The organism is Microcystis ichthyoblabe FBCC-A1114 (assembly GCF_050500245.1).
In the GTDB taxonomy this organism is placed as follows: Bacteria; Cyanobacteriota; Cyanobacteriia; order Cyanobacteriales; family Microcystaceae; genus Microcystis; species Microcystis ichthyoblabe_A.
Window position 1 is genome coordinate 530047 of record NZ_CP191408.1, and the last position, 19383, is coordinate 549429.

At 39.4% G+C, this 19383-nt stretch carries 19 protein-coding genes and 1 pseudogene; 12 read left to right on the forward strand and 8 right to left on the reverse strand.

Going from position 1 to position 19383, the window contains the following annotated elements:
* The first annotated feature begins 51 nt into the window (after positions 1-51).
* The gene (locus tag ACQY1Y_RS02505; protein ID WP_430013899.1) at positions 52-1104 is read left to right on the forward strand and encodes a dipeptide epimerase; all 1053 of its coding nucleotides are present in this window, start codon (positions 52-54) and stop codon (positions 1102-1104) included.
* On the forward strand, positions 1097-2140 hold the full coding sequence (locus tag ACQY1Y_RS02510; protein ID WP_430013900.1) for a DUF1611 domain-containing protein: 1044 nt from the start codon (positions 1097-1099) through the stop codon (positions 2138-2140). The genes ACQY1Y_RS02505 and ACQY1Y_RS02510 overlap by 8 nt, the downstream gene beginning before the upstream one ends.
* A 267-nt stretch (positions 2141-2407) precedes the next feature.
* On the opposite strand, the gene ACQY1Y_RS02515 is transcribed toward ACQY1Y_RS02510, so the two are convergent.
* From ACQY1Y_RS02515 to ACQY1Y_RS02550, 8 genes are all read right to left on the reverse strand, one after another.
* On the reverse strand, positions 2408-2554 hold the full coding sequence (locus ACQY1Y_RS02515; protein WP_184891194.1) for a hypothetical protein: 147 nt from the start codon (positions 2552-2554) through the stop codon (positions 2408-2410).
* Positions 2555-2879: 325 nt separating this feature from the next.
* Entirely contained in the window at positions 2880-5150 is a 2271-nt protein-coding gene (locus ACQY1Y_RS02520) for a tetratricopeptide repeat protein (protein WP_430014636.1), read from the reverse strand.
* A gap of 646 nt (positions 5151-5796) precedes the next feature.
* On the reverse strand, positions 5797-6555 hold the full coding sequence (locus tag ACQY1Y_RS02525) for a hypothetical protein (RefSeq protein WP_430013901.1): 759 nt from the start codon (positions 6553-6555) through the stop codon (positions 5797-5799).
* Positions 6556-6596: 41 nt separating this feature from the next.
* Positions 6597-7274, reverse strand: coding sequence for a hypothetical protein (locus ACQY1Y_RS02530; protein ID WP_430013902.1), 678 nt, complete (start codon positions 7272-7274; stop codon positions 6597-6599).
* Between the two features lie 326 nt (positions 7275-7600).
* Positions 7601-8644 (reverse strand): IS630 family transposase, encoded by a 1044-nt coding sequence (locus ACQY1Y_RS02535; RefSeq protein WP_069474877.1) that lies wholly within the window; start codon positions 8642-8644, stop codon positions 7601-7603.
* A 112-nt stretch (positions 8645-8756) separates the two neighbouring features.
* Entirely contained in the window at positions 8757-8996 is a 240-nt protein-coding gene (locus ACQY1Y_RS02540) for a hypothetical protein (protein WP_069475261.1), read from the reverse strand.
* A 107-nt stretch (positions 8997-9103) separates the two neighbouring features.
* Positions 9104-10909: an aspartate kinase gene (locus tag ACQY1Y_RS02545; protein WP_069475262.1), complete on the reverse strand. Its 1806-nt coding sequence runs from the start codon at positions 10907-10909 to the stop codon at positions 9104-9106.
* 322 nt (positions 10910-11231) lie between these two features.
* Complete coding sequence (locus ACQY1Y_RS02550; protein WP_430013903.1) at positions 11232-12800, reverse strand: NAD(P)H-hydrate dehydratase; 1569 nt, start codon at positions 12798-12800, stop codon at positions 11232-11234.
* Positions 12801-13201: 401 nt separating this feature from the next.
* On the opposite strand from ACQY1Y_RS02550, the gene ACQY1Y_RS02555 reads away from it, so the two are divergent.
* The 10 genes and pseudogenes from ACQY1Y_RS02555 to ACQY1Y_RS02600 all read left to right on the forward strand — a co-directional run bounded on the left by ACQY1Y_RS02555 (position 13202) and on the right by ACQY1Y_RS02600 (position 19367).
* Positions 13202-15205 carry an N-6 DNA methylase gene (locus ACQY1Y_RS02555; RefSeq protein ID WP_002775976.1) on the forward strand — a complete coding sequence of 668 codons (2004 nt, stop codon included), beginning with the start codon at positions 13202-13204 and terminating at the stop codon, positions 15203-15205.
* A gap of 3 nt (positions 15206-15208) precedes the next feature.
* Positions 15209-15535, forward strand: coding sequence for a DUF6883 domain-containing protein (locus tag ACQY1Y_RS02560; RefSeq protein WP_002749521.1), 327 nt, complete (start codon positions 15209-15211; stop codon positions 15533-15535).
* Between the two features lie 3 nt (positions 15536-15538).
* Positions 15539-15763 (forward strand): DUF4926 domain-containing protein, encoded by a 225-nt coding sequence (locus ACQY1Y_RS02565; protein WP_002735184.1) that lies wholly within the window; start codon positions 15539-15541, stop codon positions 15761-15763.
* A 300-nt stretch (positions 15764-16063) separates the two neighbouring features.
* A pseudogene (locus ACQY1Y_RS02570) lies at positions 16064-16368 on the forward strand (N-6 DNA methylase); the annotation flags it as partial.
* Positions 16369-16503: 135 nt separating this feature from the next.
* Positions 16504-16731, forward strand: a complete 228-nt coding sequence (locus ACQY1Y_RS02575; protein ID WP_002742618.1) for a type II toxin-antitoxin system Phd/YefM family antitoxin — start codon at positions 16504-16506, stop codon at positions 16729-16731.
* 2 nt (positions 16732-16733) lie between these two features.
* Positions 16734-17120 carry a type II toxin-antitoxin system VapC family toxin gene (locus tag ACQY1Y_RS02580; protein WP_130757333.1) on the forward strand — a complete coding sequence of 129 codons (387 nt, stop codon included), beginning with the start codon at positions 16734-16736 and terminating at the stop codon, positions 17118-17120.
* A gap of 17 nt (positions 17121-17137) precedes the next feature.
* A complete protein-coding gene (locus ACQY1Y_RS02585) occupies positions 17138-18439 on the forward strand; it encodes a type ISP restriction/modification enzyme (protein ID WP_430013904.1) in 1302 nt (433 codons plus the stop codon).
* A 25-nt stretch (positions 18440-18464) separates the two neighbouring features.
* Positions 18465-18713 (forward strand): hypothetical protein, encoded by a 249-nt coding sequence (locus tag ACQY1Y_RS02590; RefSeq protein WP_002737385.1) that lies wholly within the window; start codon positions 18465-18467, stop codon positions 18711-18713.
* On the forward strand, positions 18706-19116 hold the full coding sequence (locus ACQY1Y_RS02595; protein ID WP_016516241.1) for a type II toxin-antitoxin system VapC family toxin: 411 nt from the start codon (positions 18706-18708) through the stop codon (positions 19114-19116). Before ACQY1Y_RS02590 ends, ACQY1Y_RS02595 begins: the two co-directional genes overlap by 8 nt.
* Before the next feature lie 62 nt (positions 19117-19178).
* The gene (locus ACQY1Y_RS02600; RefSeq protein WP_353734372.1) at positions 19179-19367 is read left to right on the forward strand and encodes a type ISP restriction/modification enzyme; all 189 of its coding nucleotides are present in this window, start codon (positions 19179-19181) and stop codon (positions 19365-19367) included.
* The last annotated feature ends 16 nt before the right edge of the window (positions 19368-19383 follow it).

Sequence of the window (19383 nt, forward strand, 5' to 3'; positions counted from 1 at the left end):
AAGTGTAGATAATTTTTCTGTTCCTATTCCCCGATCATCCCTAGGTGAATTATGCTGCTAAACTGGCAAACTTTTACTATTCATAAACGAGTACCTTTAACGATTAGTCGCGGCACTACCAGCGAAAATACTAATATCTGGCTGCAAATTAGCGAGGAAAATATCGAAGGGTGGGGGGAGGCATCCCCTTTTAATATTACCAGCGAGGAGAAAAAACCCGATAAAATCCTGCAAGAATTAAACTCGATCGCTCCTATTTTACAATCTTTTCACCCCTGTCAACGCCAAGAAATTGAAAAAATTTTATGGCAAAATCAGATATCTTCGGCTACTCGTGCCGCTATTGATACGGCACTGCACGACTGGTTAGGCAAAAAAGCTAATTTACCTCTCTGGCAAATTTTTGGACTCGATCGCTCTTTAATTCCGCCGGTTTCTGTTACTATCGGTTTAAATTCTCCAGAAAATGTGGGGAAGAGGGTGTTAGATTGGCTAGAAATCGGCGATTTTAGCTTATTAAAGGTCAAATTAGGCTCACCGGACGGGATAGAAGCCGATCGAGCTATAATTCTGGCTATTAAAGAAATTGTCCCCCATTTGCCCCTAACTGTCGATGCTAATGGTGGTTGGAGATTTAGCGATGCGGTGAAAATGTGCCAATGGTTAAAGGAAAAAGGCGTTATTTATGTGGAACAACCCCTATCCGTGGGACAAGAACGAGATTTAATTGATTTATACCAAAAATCGCCCCTACCTATCTTCGTCGATGAAAGCTGTTTTTCTAGTCAAGATATCCCGAAACTGGCCGATCGAGTCCACGGCATTAATATTAAACTAATGAAAGCCGGTGGATTAGCCGAAGTGCAGAGAATGATTCATATTGCCCAAGCTTGCCAACTGCAAATTATGTTCGGATGTTACTCTGACAGCAGTTTAGCCAATACTGCCCTAGCACATCTTGGCCCGCTTGTCAACTATCTTGACCTAGATAGTCATTTAAATTTACGCGATGATCCCTTTACGGGTTTAAGCTTAGAAAAGGGACGTTTACAACCAAATAATTCACCCGGTTTGGGTGTTAGTTTACGGACAGAAGATGACTAATTATTTGACTCCTGACAAGAAAGTAGCGATTCTTCTCCACGAAGGAATCAAAGGAACTCGCGGCAAAACTGGGTTAAGTTATCTGCGTTACGGAAAAGCGCAGGTAGTGGCGATTATTGACGCAGAAAGCGCCGGCAGTACCTTAAAAGAAGTGGCCGGAATCGATCGCCCCTTGCCGATTGTTGCTAATGTTAGGGAAGCTCTAACCTATCATCCCGATACCCTGTTAATTGGCATCGCACCCTCAGGAGGCATTTTACCACCCCATTGGCTAGAAGAAATCAAAGAGGCGGTAAATACAGGGTTATCCCTCGTTAATGGACTCCATACACCCCTAAAACCCCTTTTTTCTCAGCTTAAACCGGATCAATGGATTTGGGATATCCGTCTGGAACCCCAAGACTTAAAAATTGGGCAAGCGCGGGCGAAAAATTTAACCTGTCAGCGTATTCTAACGGTAGGGACGGATATGAGTGTGGGCAAAATGTCCACTAGCATCGAATTACACCGATTTGCCCAAGAAAAAGGGCTAAAATCGCAATTTTTAGCCACTGGACAGGGGGGAATTATGATCGCGGGAAAAGGTGTACCCTTGGATGCGGTGCGCGTCGATTATGCTGCTGGTGCGATCGAGGCTTTGGTGTTAGAATCAGCAGAAAATAACGATATTCTGTTTATTGAGGGTCAAGGCTCCCTATTACACCCTGGATCCACTGCTACCTTGCCCTTAATGCGTGGCAGTCAACCAACGGGGTTAATTCTCGTCCATCGCGCTGGACAAATTCATATCAAAGATCTACCCGATATTCTCATCCCTCCCCTAACGGAAGTGATTAAACTCTGCGAAATGACTGCCAGCGCTGGGGGAAGTTTCGGGGAGGTGAAGGTAAAAGGGATTAGTTTAAATACTTTTCATCTTAGTCCGCAGGCGGCAGTTAAAGCTATAGAAACTGTGCGGGAGGAAACGGGGTTATTTTGTACCGATGTTGTCCGTTTTGGCGCTCAAGGGTTATTATCAGTGATCAGTGAGCAGTGAGCAGTTATCAGTGATTAATTCAATCACTGTCAATGATAGGTGATGCGTTACGACTAAATCTGGATGTTGTCAAATTTTCTCTTGACAAAGGCGACTTGACAGGATACTATATTCATAATGGAAAATCCGTGCGCCTACAGACCCTATTTTCCAACAGTCTTAACTATGATTTATGTGATTATGTGATTGACTATGATTCGTTCATTCAATCAATCTTCATCTCTAATCCACTCTTAACTAGCTCCCTAGTCATAGTCCATCAGATGATTACATCAACCACTGTCGATGGTGGTGGGTTACTGGACTAGGTAATAGGTGTAGGGGTAATTCATGAATTACCCCTACAATAACGTTTGTCTGGATGTTGTTAAATTTTCTCTTGACAAAGGCGACTTGACAGGATACTATATTCATAATGGAAAATCCGTGCGCCTACAGACCCTCTTTTCCAACGCTCTTAACTATGATTGGTTCATTCAAGGCTCTCTTGGATTTGGTGGGTAAAATGTATTCTAAGATACAGTCCTGCTGGCGAGGGAATGGAAGGAACCACAAAGGCACAAAGGACACAAAGATCGATTATGTTGTAGGTTAAGCTTATCGCACAGAACCTGGAAGATTCCTATAATAAGTCTAAGCTGTGATTTGAATGATTGAGTGAATGCTATGATTGTGTTGTATTTGGCAAGTCTTTATCAATGATCAATTATAGTCTATCCCATAATTCCATAAATCACAGTTAAGGCGATGGATGTTGCTGTTGTCGCATTATTTGTAAGTTTTCCCGAATTGTAACAGTATTAGGATGATTCTCCCCTAATGCTTGGGTAGCAATATTAATCGCTTCTAGATAGAGAGGTTCTGCTTCTGTGTACCTGCCTTGGGAATAGTACAATCCTGCTAAATTGTTGAGGGAAGCTGCCACATCGGGATGATTGTCTCCCAAGAGTCGTTTTCTCAAATCTAATGCTTCTACAAGGAGAGGTTCCGCTTCTTTGTACCTGTCTTGGGAATAGTATAATGCTGCTAAATTGTTGAGGGAAGTTGCCACATGGGGATGATTGTCTCCTAAGAGTCGTTTATGCAAATCTAATGCTTCTAGATAGAGAGGTTCCGCTTCTGTGTACCTGCCTTGGGATTGGTACAATAGTGCTAAATTGTTGAGGGAATTTGCCACATCGGGATGATTGTCTCCTAAGAGTCGTTTTCTCAAATCTAAAGCTTCTAGATAGAGAGGTTCTGCTTCTGTGTACCTGCCTTGGGATTTGTACAAGTATGCTAAATTGTTGAGGGAAGCTGCCACATCGGGATGATTGTCTCCTAAGAGTCGTTTTCTCAAATCTAAAGCTTCTAGATAGAGAGGTTCTGCTTCTGTGTACCTGCCTTGGGAATTGTACAAGTATGCTAAATTGTTGAGGGAAGCTGCCACATAGGGATGATTGTCTCCTAAGAGTCGTTTATGCAAATCTAAAGCTTCTAGATAGAGAGGTTCTGCTTCTGTGTACCTGCCTTGGGAATCGTACAATCCTGCTAAATTGTTGAGGGAAGTTGCCACATGGGGATGATTGTCTCCTAAGAGTTGTTTTGTCAAATCTAATGCTTGTAGATAGAGAGGTTCCGCTTCTGTGTACCTGCCTTGGGATTGGTACAATAGTGCTAAATTGTTGAGGGATTGTGCCACATCGGGATGATTGTCTCCTAAGAGTCGTTTTCTCAAATCTAATGCTTCTAGATAGAGAGGTTCCGCTTCTGTGTACCTGCCTTGGGATTGGTACAATAGTGCTAAATTGTTGAGGGAATTTGCCACATCGGGATGATTGTCTCCTAAGTGGGTTCGAGTTGCGGTTAAACAATCTTGATAGTAGGGTTCTGCAGCAGCATACAATCCTTGTCCTTCATAATAACGAGCTAAACCTGTATAGGACCAAAATAAATCCTCATCAGCAATATATTCTGAATATTCCTTGACAGATGCTTGCAGATGGGGAATGAAAGGTGTAAATTCTTCAACTTTTTTCAGAGTCGGATTCTGGGGCATTTCCGCCGATTTCTTCGCCATAATAATACAATAACGGCGTTTTGCGGGTTCTGCGTGGGATGATGCTTCTAACTTATCCCGAAAATAGCGACGCAGCAGGGTATGAATTTCATACCAACCATCACCCGTATCCTTAACCAAACTCAGATGGACTAAACTATCGGTTAACCATTCCTCCACTGTATCCCCATCCTCATCGGGAAATAAATCCAGAATCATCCCCTTGGGAAAGGGCGCAAGAGCGAATAAACTGAGGTAAAGTGCCAAAATTTGGGCTTCTGGTTCGCTGTTCAACTCCTCCCAACTGAGATTAAAGGCAGCTTTCACCCCTCTTTCCCCAGTCATTTCTGTATCAAACTTGGGATTTTTGGCTAAGATTGGCTCATCTAAGCCTTTTTCGGCTAATTTCTGCCGTATTTTGCTAATTTTCCAATCCTGTCGCTGTTTTAGCAGCCTTGCCACCAATTCTAACCCCAAAGGTAAATAACCTAAATCCTGACAAAGTTCTTTAGCTTGTTCTAACTCGGCATCAATGCGTTCATTTCCTAGATAAATTTCTAATAATTTTAATGCCTCTTCTGCTGTTAACAGGCCTAGGTTTATTGTATGTATTGCTTGTGATAAATAGTGAAAGCGAGTTGTAATTAATACCTTAAAGCGTTTATCTTGTTTTGGTGGTAAGTAAGGCTGAATTTGTTCATAATCTCGTACATCATCAAAGATTATCAATACATCTCCTTCTATCCAATGTTGCCAACAGTAGCGGACTCGTTCCGTCAATGTGCCTTGATCTGGTAGCATTAACTTAAGATATTGACTCGCAAAGTCAACAATCTGAATCCCTGGGTCATTATTGAGGGCATTTAACCAACATATTCCCCCTAAAAAAGTTTTATTATCCCACTCTCTCCAAGCATACTGTAACGCTAATTCTGTTTTTCCAACTCCCCCCATCCCACTTAAAGCAATCATTGTATATTGATTATCTTCATTTAAAAAGTCATGAATTTGTTGTAATTCCCTTTCTCTACCAATAAATTCCCTACTCCCACGATTCGGTAAATTATGATTAGATAAAACATTGATTTTATCACCAACTACATTGTCACCGTTACCATAAAAACCATGACCCGAAAATACGTTGAAAATATTAAGAGTATCTTCTGTGAGGAACAACCGCAACGAAAACCAAGAGTTTAAATCGGGCATAACTCGAATTGCTGTACTATGAAATGGACGAGACATCCACCAGATTTGTCTTAGATTAAATTGGGCTAAATTCTCTCGATTAAAATTAATTACCCGTAAAGCTTCCACCAAGGGAATTTCTTTGACGAAGGCTGTTTCAAACCCACTAATAGAAACCACACCTGATGCTATATTTTCTAATTCTTTAAAAAGAAAATTAAACACAACAGAAGGGTTTTCCAAAAGAGGCAATTTAATTTCATGAAAAGGGATTTCTTTTTCTTTAAATTGATTCCGCAATTCTCTAATTACTTTTTGACGGGAAAACTCCGAAGAAAATTCGACCCGTGCTAAACTTCTGGAACACCTTTGACTCCACAATAACAACCGTGCTATAGTATCGGCAATACTTCCCGGAATTAATTCAGATTTATTTGCTTGATGTACCACCAGGAACACCTCCTTGAGAAGAAAAAGGAATAATATTTTGAGAATTTAAAATATCTACGACCAAAGGATGCACCCCAAAACACCGTTCACCGTTACCTTTATCTAGTTCTTGAATCGCCCGATCATTTAGTAAAGCATATAATATTTCATTAGGAATTTGTGCTTTTTTATCCCCGTCGTAAATTCGCTTTAAAAGTGCAGCTTTATCGTCATAACTAACGTGATCAATGTCAAAATTACTATCCCCTAAACGACGTTCGTATTCTGTTCTTAAATTGCTAATAGCAATGTTAACAGCATCGGCATCAATCGTTTTTTTATTATCTAGAATTGCCGTATCTGAGGCATAATTTACTAAATAAAAAATATCCCTAATATTGCCTCCAGAAGCTACAATAATACGTTCTATCTGTCCCTGCTCAAATAAGTCAGAATTAACTCGTACTTCTAATACTTTTCTCACAGCACTTCGTCCTTGTTGATTGGGAGAGTGATTTTGTTGTTGATGAAAAACAGCCGTATCTGGAATGATCAGACTATTTTCAGGGAGAAAAGCTAGACGAATCGCTGGAGATGAATTATACAATGCAATTGGTAAATTAAAAATAAGATGAATATTTAAGTCTTTAAAAATATTAGAGTATTTAATAAATAAATCTGTAATTCTTTCCGTTGGAATACCTGCTTTATCAAAATCTTCACCGATTATTAACCATTGACGTTTTTCTTTTTCTTGCAATTTTTGATTACAATCATCAAGGAGTTGATTGGCAACGAAAATTAAATCATTAAATCATTAAATCGACGAATGCGATATTCTACTACTTTTTTTTCTCTGGTTGAAGCAAAGCGTAATTCACCCTTAAGAGAAGCAAAAAGTCCTAACATTTGCGACCAAAGAGAATCCCCTTTAATACCTCCTCCTGCTTCTATTGTAACTTTGCTTTCTCTAGTTTCTTTATGGGTAATTTCTTCTTGATTAAACCAATTCAAGAGATTTTGTAAATTTTCTTCCCTTGGTCTTTGAGCAATTGCAACCGTTTGTTCGACAATTTCAATTACCATCAACAAAACAACATCAAGGGGATTAAAATTAAGAGGATCAAGATCACTTAGAATACTAAATCGAATAGCACGAAATTTATTGTCAATCTCAGCATCATTAATTAAGCGGGTTAATTCTGTTGATTTACCTACCCCTGGATGTCCCATTAAACAAGCTTTATAATAGTCTTTAGCTTCTAAGGCTCGTTCTAATCCTAGTTTGAGACGTTTGATTTTATCCCCACCTCTAACCTCATTCATTTCCTGTCGATAAAAAGCATCAATTTCTCTCTGGGTTGTCAGGGGGGAGGGAGATAAGGTTAAATGGATTTCTTTGAGAGAAGTGGCTGCTTGAAAACGAGTGAGAGAGAAGTTTTCCATAAAAATTGGCTCTTCTAGGTTCTGTGTGAGCATGGTATAATGATAACACAGAACGGGAGGTGGGTTATGTGGATAAATGACTCTTCTCGACTTTGTGTGATAATTTTTGCTTATGGAATCGCAAAATGTTTACCGGACAAGACTTTTAAGACTATTTTGACGTTCGGCGAAGCTCGGTCGAGCTGCAGAAGAAACTATCAGTATAGATCTCGTTTCCACACAGAAACCGGAAGAGCCAAAATTTAGCAATCAAAAGTTGAATAGATGGTATTTATTAATTCTAAACTGCTATTACTTTAATTTCTTCTAGCTTTGCTTAAAATTGCTAATTTTCCTCTTGATCAGCAGTAAGCTATACTTTAGACGTTCATAATCTGAGATTTATTAAACTTCTGAAATCGTAGAGTCAGCAAGGAATCCAGTTCTTTTTTATGTTTCAGATGGGCATCATTCAGACATTCATAAATGGCTGAAGAAAAGTCAGAAAAGTTTTCATAATATTTACCATGTAAACATTTCTTTTTGACAAATTTCCACAGCCTTTCAATTAAATTTAGATTAGGCGAATAAGACGGCAGATAGAGTAGCTCTATTGACAAAGAAAGAGCCAATTCTTCAACAATTTTACATTTCTGATAGCGGGCATTATCTAAGACTAGAGTGATGGGAATCATTAGTCCTAAAGCAGCTATTTTTTCAAGAAGTTCACAGACTTGAGTTGCCGTAATATAAGTGTCATTAGTAACTAGAATAACTTCATGAGTTATTGCATTTAATGCTCCTAAAACATTGAAGCGTTTACGCCCGCTCGGTGACTTAACAAAAAGTCTCTCAAAACACCAAACAAAACCGAGAAATGCTCCCATGACGAAGTGAGCGGCATCAACAAAAAAAACAGCCCTTTTTCCTTCTTTAGCCTCATTTAGTCTGGGTTCTAGCTTTTTTTCTTTGTAGTCTTCTTGTTCATCTGGGTCAGCTTTAGAAGGAAGAGAACCTATTTTTAAACATTTCATTCCCAAGGATTTTAAGAATTTCCTCACTTGGGTAGGACTTCGTTTTATCCCTGTCAATTCTTCTATTCTATATACAGCTTCATTTATTGTGGCTGGTGGATTTTTCTCGAAATATTTTTTGAGTGTTTCTCTTTGAGACTCTAATTCACTTTTAGGGCGATAGAAGTTGATTTCTTTTAATTTTTCTATTCCGCCCTCTTGATAATCTCGAAGATAGGTTAATAAGGTATTTGGCGAGATTCCTGCTAACTGACAAATTTTTTTGTGCGGTATCTTTTGGCTTTTTAACCAGAGAACTTCCATCTTCAGTTGAACCCGGGGATGAGGATGATGAAATCTTTCATAATACAGTGAGTTCTTTTCTTCTTCCGTGAATTCTAGGTTAATCATGTTTTTAATGAGTGCTTTGCTTCTAATTATGACTCTTGAACTATATTATTGTCTTTGAGTAAAAAATGCAAGTTATAACCGTGCAAAGTATAGTTCGCATTTAAAGTTCTAGTTAAGATAAGGGAACAGGGAACAGGTCAAAACAAATATCAAATTTAGACGCATAACAGCTTATCCACCAACTCAGCAAAAAATGCGGCGTTGCTGAATGACAGTAAAATTTTTCCATATTTTCAATAAACTTACCTGTTTGTTGCCAAACTTTCTCTCCCACTTTTTCACCAGTTTTCTCTAACGCTTTAGTGGCAATAATCGAACCAACTGCGATCGCTGCTCCTGTAAGAGGGTCCATAGATAAAATAGGGGTGATGAGGGTTAACTTACTTAACTGGTTTTTGGGGGGTTAAGTTGCCAACAATTAAACAACTCTTACCCCCATCATAGAACTTGTAATTTCATTTAGGCGGGTACTTCAATTTTACCCTGTCCGGCCAATCCAAAAGCCGCGTGAACCACTTGTAGGGCCCTGACTCCATCTTCCTGATTCACCACACAACTGATTTTTATATCAGAAGTAGCAATCATCAAAATATTAATTTTCTCCTTTGCTAAAGCTTCAAAAAAGCGTGCTGCTACCCCCGGTTGTCCTTCCATTCCCGAACCAACAATGCTCACTTTCGCCACATCATTATTAACCACCACTTCCTGTAAACCCAAACTTTCCGATAGTTCTAAGAGGATTTTTTGGGCTAAATTAGCATCAGCTTGGGGTAAAGTAAAAGCGATATCCCGTCGGGGAATACCATCGACAATGCGACAGCGTTGGGATTGAATAATCATATCAACACTGACATTTTTTGCCGCTAAAACCGAGAAAATTCTCGCCGCCATCCCGGGGCGATCGGGGACGTTACGAATGGCCATTTGTGCCTGATTATTATCTAGGGCCACTCCCCGTACTGGGACTAAATTTTTAGGGATTTCGCAATGAGCAACTTTAGCAGAATATTCCACTTGAAAAGCATCACAAAGGACTTTAATTGCTTTTTCTCCGTCCGCTTCATCGATGACACAACTGACTTTTACTTCAGAAGTGGAGATCATTTCGATATTAATTGCCGCTGCGGCCAAAGTGCTAAATATTTGGGCAGCAATTCCCGGCCGGCCGATCATACCGGCGCCGGTAATGGCGATTTTAGCGGCCCCGGATTCGATGATCACTTCCGCTTCCTCTGTATTAGTGGGATGGGAACGTAAAACCGGTGCGATCGCTTCGGCCACGGATTGGGCTTTTTTCAAGGCATTTCCCATCACCGTAAAGGCGATATCGTTGCTGTCACCCTCGTGAATCGATTGAATAATTAAATCCACGTCCACCTGTTGATGGGCAATTTCCCCGAATAAACGGGCAGCGATACCGGGACGATCCGGAACCCTTAAAAGGGCGATTTTCGCCTGATTACCCTCAAATTCCACCGCATCCACTGCTTTTGTCAATTCCAATCCTTGCAGGGTGCGCGGTTTCGGTGCTGGGGATGTCACCCAAGTACCCGGATCCTCTGTCCAACTGGAGCGGACAACCAAGGGAACCCCGAAGTTTTTGGCGATTTCCACCGCTCGCGGGTGGAGAACTTTCGCCCCTAAACTGGCTAATTCGAGCATCTCATCGCAGGTGATTTGGTCTAAAAGACGCGCTTCGGGGACTAAACGGGGGTCAGTGGTGAGAATACCGGGTACATCGGTGTAAATTTCGCAAAAATCGGCTTTTAAGGCGGCTGCTAGGGCCACGGCCGAGGTATCGGACCCACCGCGCCCCAAGGTGGTAATCTCTAGTTGATCACTATCGCTGACACCTTGAAAACCGGCGACAACAACTACTTTACCCTCCGATAGATGACGGGAAAGGCGATCGGTTTTAATTTCTAAGATACGGGCCCGACTATGTTCGGATTCCGTGACAATTCCCACCTGAGCGCCGGTTAGGGAGATGGCCGGTTGTCCGATTTCCTCTAGGGCCATACTCATCAAGGCGATTGTTACCTGTTCCCCCGTGGATAATAACATATCCATCTCCCGGCGCGAGGGTTCGGCGGCGATTTGTTTGGCTAAATTGACCAATCCATCGGTGGTTTTACCCATGGCAGAAACGACCACCACCACGGTATTTCCTGCTATTACCGTATTTTTGACCCGTTGAGCGACCGATTGAATGCGTTCCACGGAACCTACCGATGTACCACCGTATTTTTGGACAATTACAGCCATAGTTGTCAGCGCTAGAGACTTTCTATCTTTGTTCAATCTCCAACTTATCAAAATTCCTTAACGATAAGTGGTTTTGGTTAACATTCCTTATGTTTTATCAAATGCCGACTATCTAAATTAGTCCTTAAGACTGCACCGGAGAAGGGAGCGCCAGAGCTAGGTTGAGGCAGTCCGAGCATTTGTACTAAAATGTCAATAGGCAGTTTAAATACAGTACAATTATGCTATTTTAATAGTATTTTTATCGTTTCCTCGTCTTATTTCTGCGTTTATTAGGTGGATATTATGAAAGATATTTTCATGTTAGATACAGTAACAATTATCAATTCTGATCCCCCCGCCTATCGGCACCCCCCTTATCAAGGGGGGCAGGGGGGATCGAATCTTTAAGGGCGGCAAATAAATAATTAGCTAAAGTTACTCCATCTACTCCTAATTCTGTCCTTTCTTTGGCCGCTAAAATGCCGGCTTGAGCGTGTAAATAAGCTGCTAATGCGGTTGCTTCTGGGGCATTATCCGGCATTTGGGTTAAGAATCCGCCGATTAGTCCCGTTAAAACATCACCGCTACCACCTCGCGCTAAAGCGGAGGTACTTTCGGGGATTATATACATTTTACCTTCCGGGGAGGCGATTATAGTTCTGGCTCCTTTTAATAAGACAATTGCACCACTTTGTTGAGATGCTTTTTGAGTGATATTAATCCTATCTTGAGAACCTGAGAAGTTAGGAAATAAGCGTTTAAATTCTCCCCAATGAGGCGTTAAAATTGTCTTATTCTGGCGAGATGATAATTTTTCTATACCCAATTGAGCCAAAATATTTAAAGCATCGGCATCGAGTATAATCGGTTTATCACTGTCTAAAACCTGTTCGATAATAGCGGGATTTTCTGTGGTTAATCCAGGACCACAGGCGAGGACATGATAATTATTTAATTCTAGGGGAAGTTCGGCAATAGCTCCCGTGGCAGTTTCGGGACAATCGATAATTAATGCTTCTGGTAAATGACTAATTAATAAAGATTTAAGGGCAGCAGGAACAGCAATAGAAAGCATTCCTACACCACTACCTCGCGCTCCTAATCCGGTGAGAATTGCTCCCCCTGCATAACGACGAGAACCACAGATAATTAATAAATGTCCCTGCTGATATTTATGGGTAAGTAGAGGACGGGGTAAAGGTAAATAAGGGCGAATTAGATCGGGATTAACTCTCAGAATTGGGGGTGAATCTTGTAGAATTGTTTCTAGGTCAAGGGGACTAATTCCTATATCAATTAACTCCACTTTGCCTAGATAGGGTAAGGCCAAATCTTGGAAAAAAGCTCGCTTCCAGAGTCCCAAACAAAAGGTATGAGTGGCTTTAATTGCTGTGCCTAAAACCTCTCCGGTGTCGGTGTGAATTCCTGAAGCAATATCGATACTAATTATCGGTTTTTGCCAACTATTAATTTTATCGACTAATTCGGCAATATCTCCCGATAAAGTCCTTTCTAAACCAAAACCGAAAAGACCATCGATAATTAACTGACAATCCTCCAAAGATTCTAAAGTTTCCTGAAAAATTAAGCCTAAATGCTTGACATAATTAGCCTGTTGTGCAGTTAAATCCTTGAGTTTGGCGATCGGACAAAAAAGAGATACTTGATAACCAGCGAGATGTAATTCTCTAGCAATCACGAGAGCGTCGCCGCCATTGTGACCAGGGCCAACGATAACGCCGATTTTGGGGAAATTAGCCAAAGAATAGGACTTTTTAAACTGTTGTGCCGTTAACAGGGCTGCCTTTTCCATCAAAGCGGCCACAGGCATACCGGAGGCAAAAATCGCCCCTTCAATGCGACGCATCTGCTCGCTATTAACCACGTTTGACCGATAATTGTAGCTCATTGCAGGGATAAATTGCCTGTTAACAGGTCTAGATAACTTTTTTGCCGAAAAACTGCCAATTAGCCCGCATTTTCACCAGCTAAAGGCTGGGTTGGGTGATAATAGCCAGATCATTCTGTCTAGTTTCCGCTTGACGGTGAGCAGTGGATATATTAATTAAGTAGGTAGGCGTTAAAAACTATTAGATGCCCCCCTTATTAAGGGGGGATTAAGGGGGGATCGGCACCCCCCTTATTAAGGGAGATCCCCCCGCCTATCGGCACCCCCCTTATCAAGGGGGGCAGGGGGGATCGGCACCCCCCTTATTAAGGGGGGATTAAGGGGGGATCGAACCTAAAATCCATTTTTAATTTAATTATAACCAGCTACTTAATATTATCATTTTATAGGATAATTGTCTTATGCCTATCACTGCCGCCCAACTAAAAACTATTGTTACTGGCGATGAGTCCGCTAGAGCCGAATCTCTGCGAACGATCCTTAACTATCCCGTACTAGAAAGGGACTCCCAAGGGTCAAGGTTTTGGTATTTGCGTCCGGGGGGCAACCCAGAAGATGCCGCAGAAACTTGTCCTATTGCTGTTGGTTTTTATCAGGAATTAAATCGAGGGACAGACCAAGAAATTAAGCAGTTTCTCACTTCAGAGCCACAGCAACAGGAAATCTATGGTCACTATATTGGCAGAATTGCTGAGGATCAACCTGTCATGTATTTACTTTTCCCATTTTCCCCTTTTGAAGAGGAGTTAGGGGGAATTAAAAATCAAGCTAGAGTAGCTTTTATCTTACCCACTGAGGGGGGATTACGGCAGCGGGGGATTCAAACTTTTGCCTTTGAGGATGAGGATTTAAGGGCGAGGTTAGCACGGTTACATTGGGATGAATTAGCAGATAAAATTCTTGAAAAAGCTCTTAATTTAATCCCGCAAGTTGATTGGATTTTCTATAAACCTGCTGAAACTGCTCAGGAGTTAGCCCACGAATTAGCCGCAGTTACCCAACGCATTGAACGGGCGATACCTGATGTTTATAGTCAGGAAAATCAAGGGGGTTATTTACATAAATTATTAGAGAGTTTTCGGAAAGAGTTATTGCCCAATCTCAAGCTAAATTCTGAGGATCAGAAAGATTATAGTTTTAGTGATATTTACGCTCAAACTATTGCTTATGGTTTGTTTACGGCGCGGGTATTTAGTTATGTCAAGAATCCGAAACGAGATTTTAATCGCTACCATACCTGGCAAGAATTACCAGAAACTAACCCTTTTTTAAGGCAGTTATTTAAAGATGTTTCCCAGCGTCCGGCGGCGGAGTTGGGGGATGAGTTAATTGATAGTATCGGTGAGGCGTTTGGCATCCTCAGAGCGGCAAAAATGGAGGCAATCTTAACGGATTTTCGCAATAAGATGAACCGCGAGGATATTGTTATTCGCTTTTATGAGGACTTTTTAGCGGCTTATAAGCCTCAAATGCGGGAGAAAAGGGGGGTTTATTATACTCCTGAACCTGTGGTGTCTTATATAGTGCGTTCCGTTGATGAGTTGATTAAGGATAAGTTTAATAAACCGTTGGGAATTGCGGACCCAGAGGTGATGATTCTTGACCCTGCTTGTGGGACGGGGACGTTTTTATTATGGGTATTTCAGTTGATTCATAAGCGGTTTGAGGAGAATCCGGTCGCGTTGACGGCAGGGTTAGCAGATAAGTCTTGGTCGGGGTATGTTTCGGAAAGGTTATTACCTCGGATTTTTGGCTTTGAGTTGTTGATGGCTCCCTATGCAATTTGTCATCTAAAGTTGGGGTTATTTCTGGAGGAGACGGGTTATCAGTTTGCGAGTGGCAAGCGGTTAGGGGTTTATTTAATTAACACTCTAGAGGATATTAAGCTAAGGGAAGAAAAGCAGCAGTTAACTTTAGCTTTACCCCAAATGGAGGAGTTAATAGCAGAGGAAGCAAAAGCAGGTTCTCGGATTAAGAAAAATGAACCGATTATGGTTGTTATTGGCAATCCGCCTTATTCTGGTCATTCGGAAAATAATAATGAGTGGATCAAAAATTTAGTTAATGATTATTACTTTATTGATGGCAAGGGTTTAGGTGAGAAAAATACGAAATGGTTACAGGATGATTATGTTAAATTTATCAGGTTTGCACAGTGGCGAATTGATAAAAGTCAAAAGGGAATTTTAGCTTTTATTAATAATCATGGTTTTTTAGATAATCCTACTTTTCGAGGCATGAGACAACAGTTAATTAATACTTTTGATGAGATTTTTATTTATGATTTACATGGTAACAGTAAGAAAAAAGAAACCGCTTTAGACGGTAGTAAAGATGAAAATGTTTTTGATATTCAGCAGGGGGTTAGTATTGGTATAATGGTAAAAAGCATGGATGTAAGTTAACTCATGGCTTTGCTTGATCCTAAGACGGTTATTTCTCCAGCTAAATTGAAAGATTATCTTTTAGTGTTATTGCCTAAAGATGATAAATCACAATATTTAGCTCAAGCTGGTTATAATCAAGATAATTGGGTACAATTAGAAAAAGATTTAAGAGAGCAAATCCTTACTTTAGAAGCAACTCCTACCACTAAAACTAAATATGGTCAAAAATATGAAATTATTGGTAATTTAAGAGGAGTTAATAATAAGATTCTCTCAGTCAAAACCATTTGGATGGTTACACCTACTGAAACAAAATTTGTTACTTTATTTCCGTTTGAAGGAGGTTAGAGCATGAAATTTAGTTTATTTACCCAAGTTCGTTTAATTGAAGATTTACCTGAGTATGGTTTAAGTCAGGGTGATTTGGGTACTATTGTTGAACATTATCCCAATCCTGAAGGAGAAGATGGTTATAGTTTAGAGGGGTTAATTCCTCTAAATACGGTAGAAGTGTCTGAATCTCAAATTGAGTTGGTGTCCATGGGGATAACGAAAAAACAAGCAGTTTCTTTTTAGTGTTATTTTTGCATGACAAGTTCGGTAGAACCCAAATATGTTCTAATATAATGGAGTAAAAATATGAACCTTTTGCTAGAGATGAAGCAAAAGCAACAAGTGATTTAGATTTATTAGTAGAATTTCAAAGAAAAGTTACCTTTAATAAATATATGGAAGTTTTTTTTAGAAGATAATTTGGGGTTGTCTGTAGATTTAGTAACAAAAAAAATGTTAAAAACCCAAGTTATTAACTCTATCAAAGAGGAGGCTATTTATGTCTCGTAGTTTAAAGCTATATTGTGATGATATCTTAATTAGCGGTTGGGGGTTTATTTAATTAACACTCTAGAGGATATTAAGTTAAGGGAAGAAAAGCATCAGTTAACTTTAGCTTTACCTCAAATGGAGGAGTTAATAATAATCATGGCTTTTTAGATAATCCTACTTTTCGAGGCACGAAACAACAGTTAATTAACACTTTTGATGAGATTTTTATTTATGATTTACATGGTAACAGTAAGAAAAAAGAAATTTGTCCTGATGGTAGTAAGGATGAAAATGTCTTTGATATTCAGCAGGGGGTTAGTATTGGTATAATGGTAAAAAGCTTAATGACACCATGAAGCTACCAAACCCTGAAGGAGCTATACTAGGAGATAAGCTAGAATGTTATTGTTTGAATTTTCAGCATAGCGTAGGCAAGTATAAAGCCTTTCGGTTAAACTAATGTTTGTATTGTTTATCAGTGGGGTACACTAATGAATACAGTTGAATTAAAACAAGCAAAGAATCAATTTAATGATTTATTGGAAGCTGTCCTGAAAGGTGAAGAAATTATTATTACAGAAAATAATCAACCTGTAATTAAATTAAGTCCTGTCAAGTTAGCCAAGAAACCACCGCGTCAACCCGGAAGTGCTGCGGGAAAAGTTTGGATAGCCGATGATTTTGATGCTCCTTTAACTGATTTTGCGGATTATATGTAATTATGCTCAAAGTTTTAATAGATACTCATGTATTTCTTTGGTATGTCACTAATAATAAACAATTGCGAGATAACCATAAAATTATGATTAATGAAAGAGAAAATCTGGTTTATCTTAGTCAAGCTAGTATTTGGGAAATGGCTATCAAATATAGTCTAAGAAAATTAACTTTTGATACACCTTTTCGAGAATTTATTGAGTCACAAATTCAGATAAATGATTTTCAGATTTTGCCTCTTAATTTACTACATTTTGAACAAGTAGCTCAATTACCTTTTCAGCATCAAGATCCTTTTGACCGGATGATTATTGCTCAAGCAATAGCCGAAAATGTTCCTGTTATTAGTTATGATCAGGTATTTGATTGTTATATAGTTAAACGTTTATAAAAAGAGGAGGTTTAATCATGGCTAAAATCTATCACGCTCATTTATACGGTTTAAGAGAAGATAAATATCAAATATTAAAAGAAAATACGGTTAACTCTACTGATTTTCAGGAGGTTAACCCTCAATCTCCTTTTTATTTGTTGATTCCTCAAGATACTGATTTATTTGGTGAATATGAACAAGGATTTAAACTAACAGAGTTTATGAATGAATATTCTTTAGGATGTCTTACTAAAAGAGATAAATTAGTAATTAATTACTCTATTAATTCAGTAAAAAAACAAATCGCCAGTTTTCTTGATCCAGAGAAAACGGACAATCAGTCTGCACAAGAATTTAATTTAAGACTTGTTGATAACGATATGTGGAACACAAATATGGCAAGAAAATCTGTAGATGTTAATCAAATAGTTAAATATATTAAATCCGAGTGTTTTAGACCGTTTGATAATAGATTTATTTTTTATCACGAAAAGTTTGTTGCTCGTTTAAATCGTCGTATTATGCAACATTTAGATCAGAAAAAGAATATAGCATTAGTAACTGTTCGTCAGTTAGCTTCATTACCATTTGAGCATATATATGTAACTGATAATCTTACCGATCAACATATTATCTCTGTTAGAACAAAAGAGGGGGGGGTAATTTTTCCCCTCTACCTCTACCCCGACTCCGATAAAGCTCAAGAACTCCAACAAGAAAAACGTCCCAACTTCTCCCCAGACTTCCTCAAAACCCTAGAAACAAAACTCGGCTACTTACCCACACCAGAAACCATCTTTTACTACATCTACGCCGTCTTTCATTCTCCCACCTATCGCAGCCGTTACGCCGAATTTCTCAAGATAGACTTTCCCAGAGTACCCCTCATCAGCAACGATAACCTATTCCGTCAACTCGCAGAATACGGAGAACAACTGGTACAGCTTCACCTGATGACATCTCCTAAACTTGATCCTCCCTTAGCCCCCTCTTCAAAAAGGGGGGGAGTGGAAGCCCCCCTTATTAAGGGGGGTTGGGGGGATCTATCTTTTGTGAGTAAAAGCGATAGAATTGTAGCGGCAGGACATCCCAAATATAGCAAAGGAGAAGTCCACATTAACAAACAAGGAGACTGTTTTAAAGGAGTACCTGAAGCAGTTTGGAACTTCTATATTGGCGGTTATCAAGTTTGTCAGAAATGGTTAAAAGACAGAAAAGGACGCACCCTATCAGATGAGGATATACTGCACTATCATAAGATAGTAGTAGCCCTAGCCGAAACCATCAAGTTAGTGCAGTTAATCGATGCTGCGATTCCGGGTTTTCCTATTGAGTAAATTTAGATTGATAAAGGATAAAAAAATGACAAAACAATTAACCGTTATTTTTGATGGTAAAGTCTTTCATCCTGAGACAGATATAGACTTAAAATCTAATACCCGTTACCTTATTTCCATCGTCTCAGAAGCAGAAATACCAGAAAAACCTTCAGGAGATGCTTGGGACATTTTAGAAGATATGGCTGGAACTATTGAAGCTCCAGAAGACTGGTCAAAAGAACATGATCATTACCTTTATGGAACACCGAAACGAGAGGTAAATGATGAGTAAAGAAAGACTGTTTATCGACACAGCATTTATTCAAGCAGTTCTGAATAAGCAAGACCAATATCATGCCCAAGCCTTAAAATTATTACCTAAGGTTAAAAATGCGTTAGAAGTTTGGACTACTGAGGCAGTTTTAATGGAAGTAGGGAATGCTTTAAGTACATTTAATCGTCAAAAAGCTGCTAATTTTATCAAACAATGTTACCATACACAAAACATGAGAGTTGTCAATATTAGCCCTCAACTTTTTCATCAAGGATTGACTCTTTATGAATCTCGATTAGATAAAAACTGGGGATTAGTTGATTGTATTTCTTTTGTTGTTATGGAGCAACAACATTTAACCGATGCTCTAACGACTGATCGTCATTTTATCCAAGCAGGGTTCCAAGTTTTATTAGTTTAGTAAACCTTTAATAATATTTCACATACCGAAGGAGATAAGGAGACATATCGATAATTTATTAAATCAGATTACCTCTTTTCTCATATCTTGGCGGTTATCAAGTTTGTCAGAAATGGTTAAAAGACAGAAAAGGACGCACCCTATCAGACGAGGACATATTGCACTATCATAAGATAGTAGTGGCCCTAGCCGAAACCATCAAGTTAGTGCAGTTAATCGATGCTGCGATTCCGAGTTTTTCCATCAAGTAAATATATCCAGCAAGAT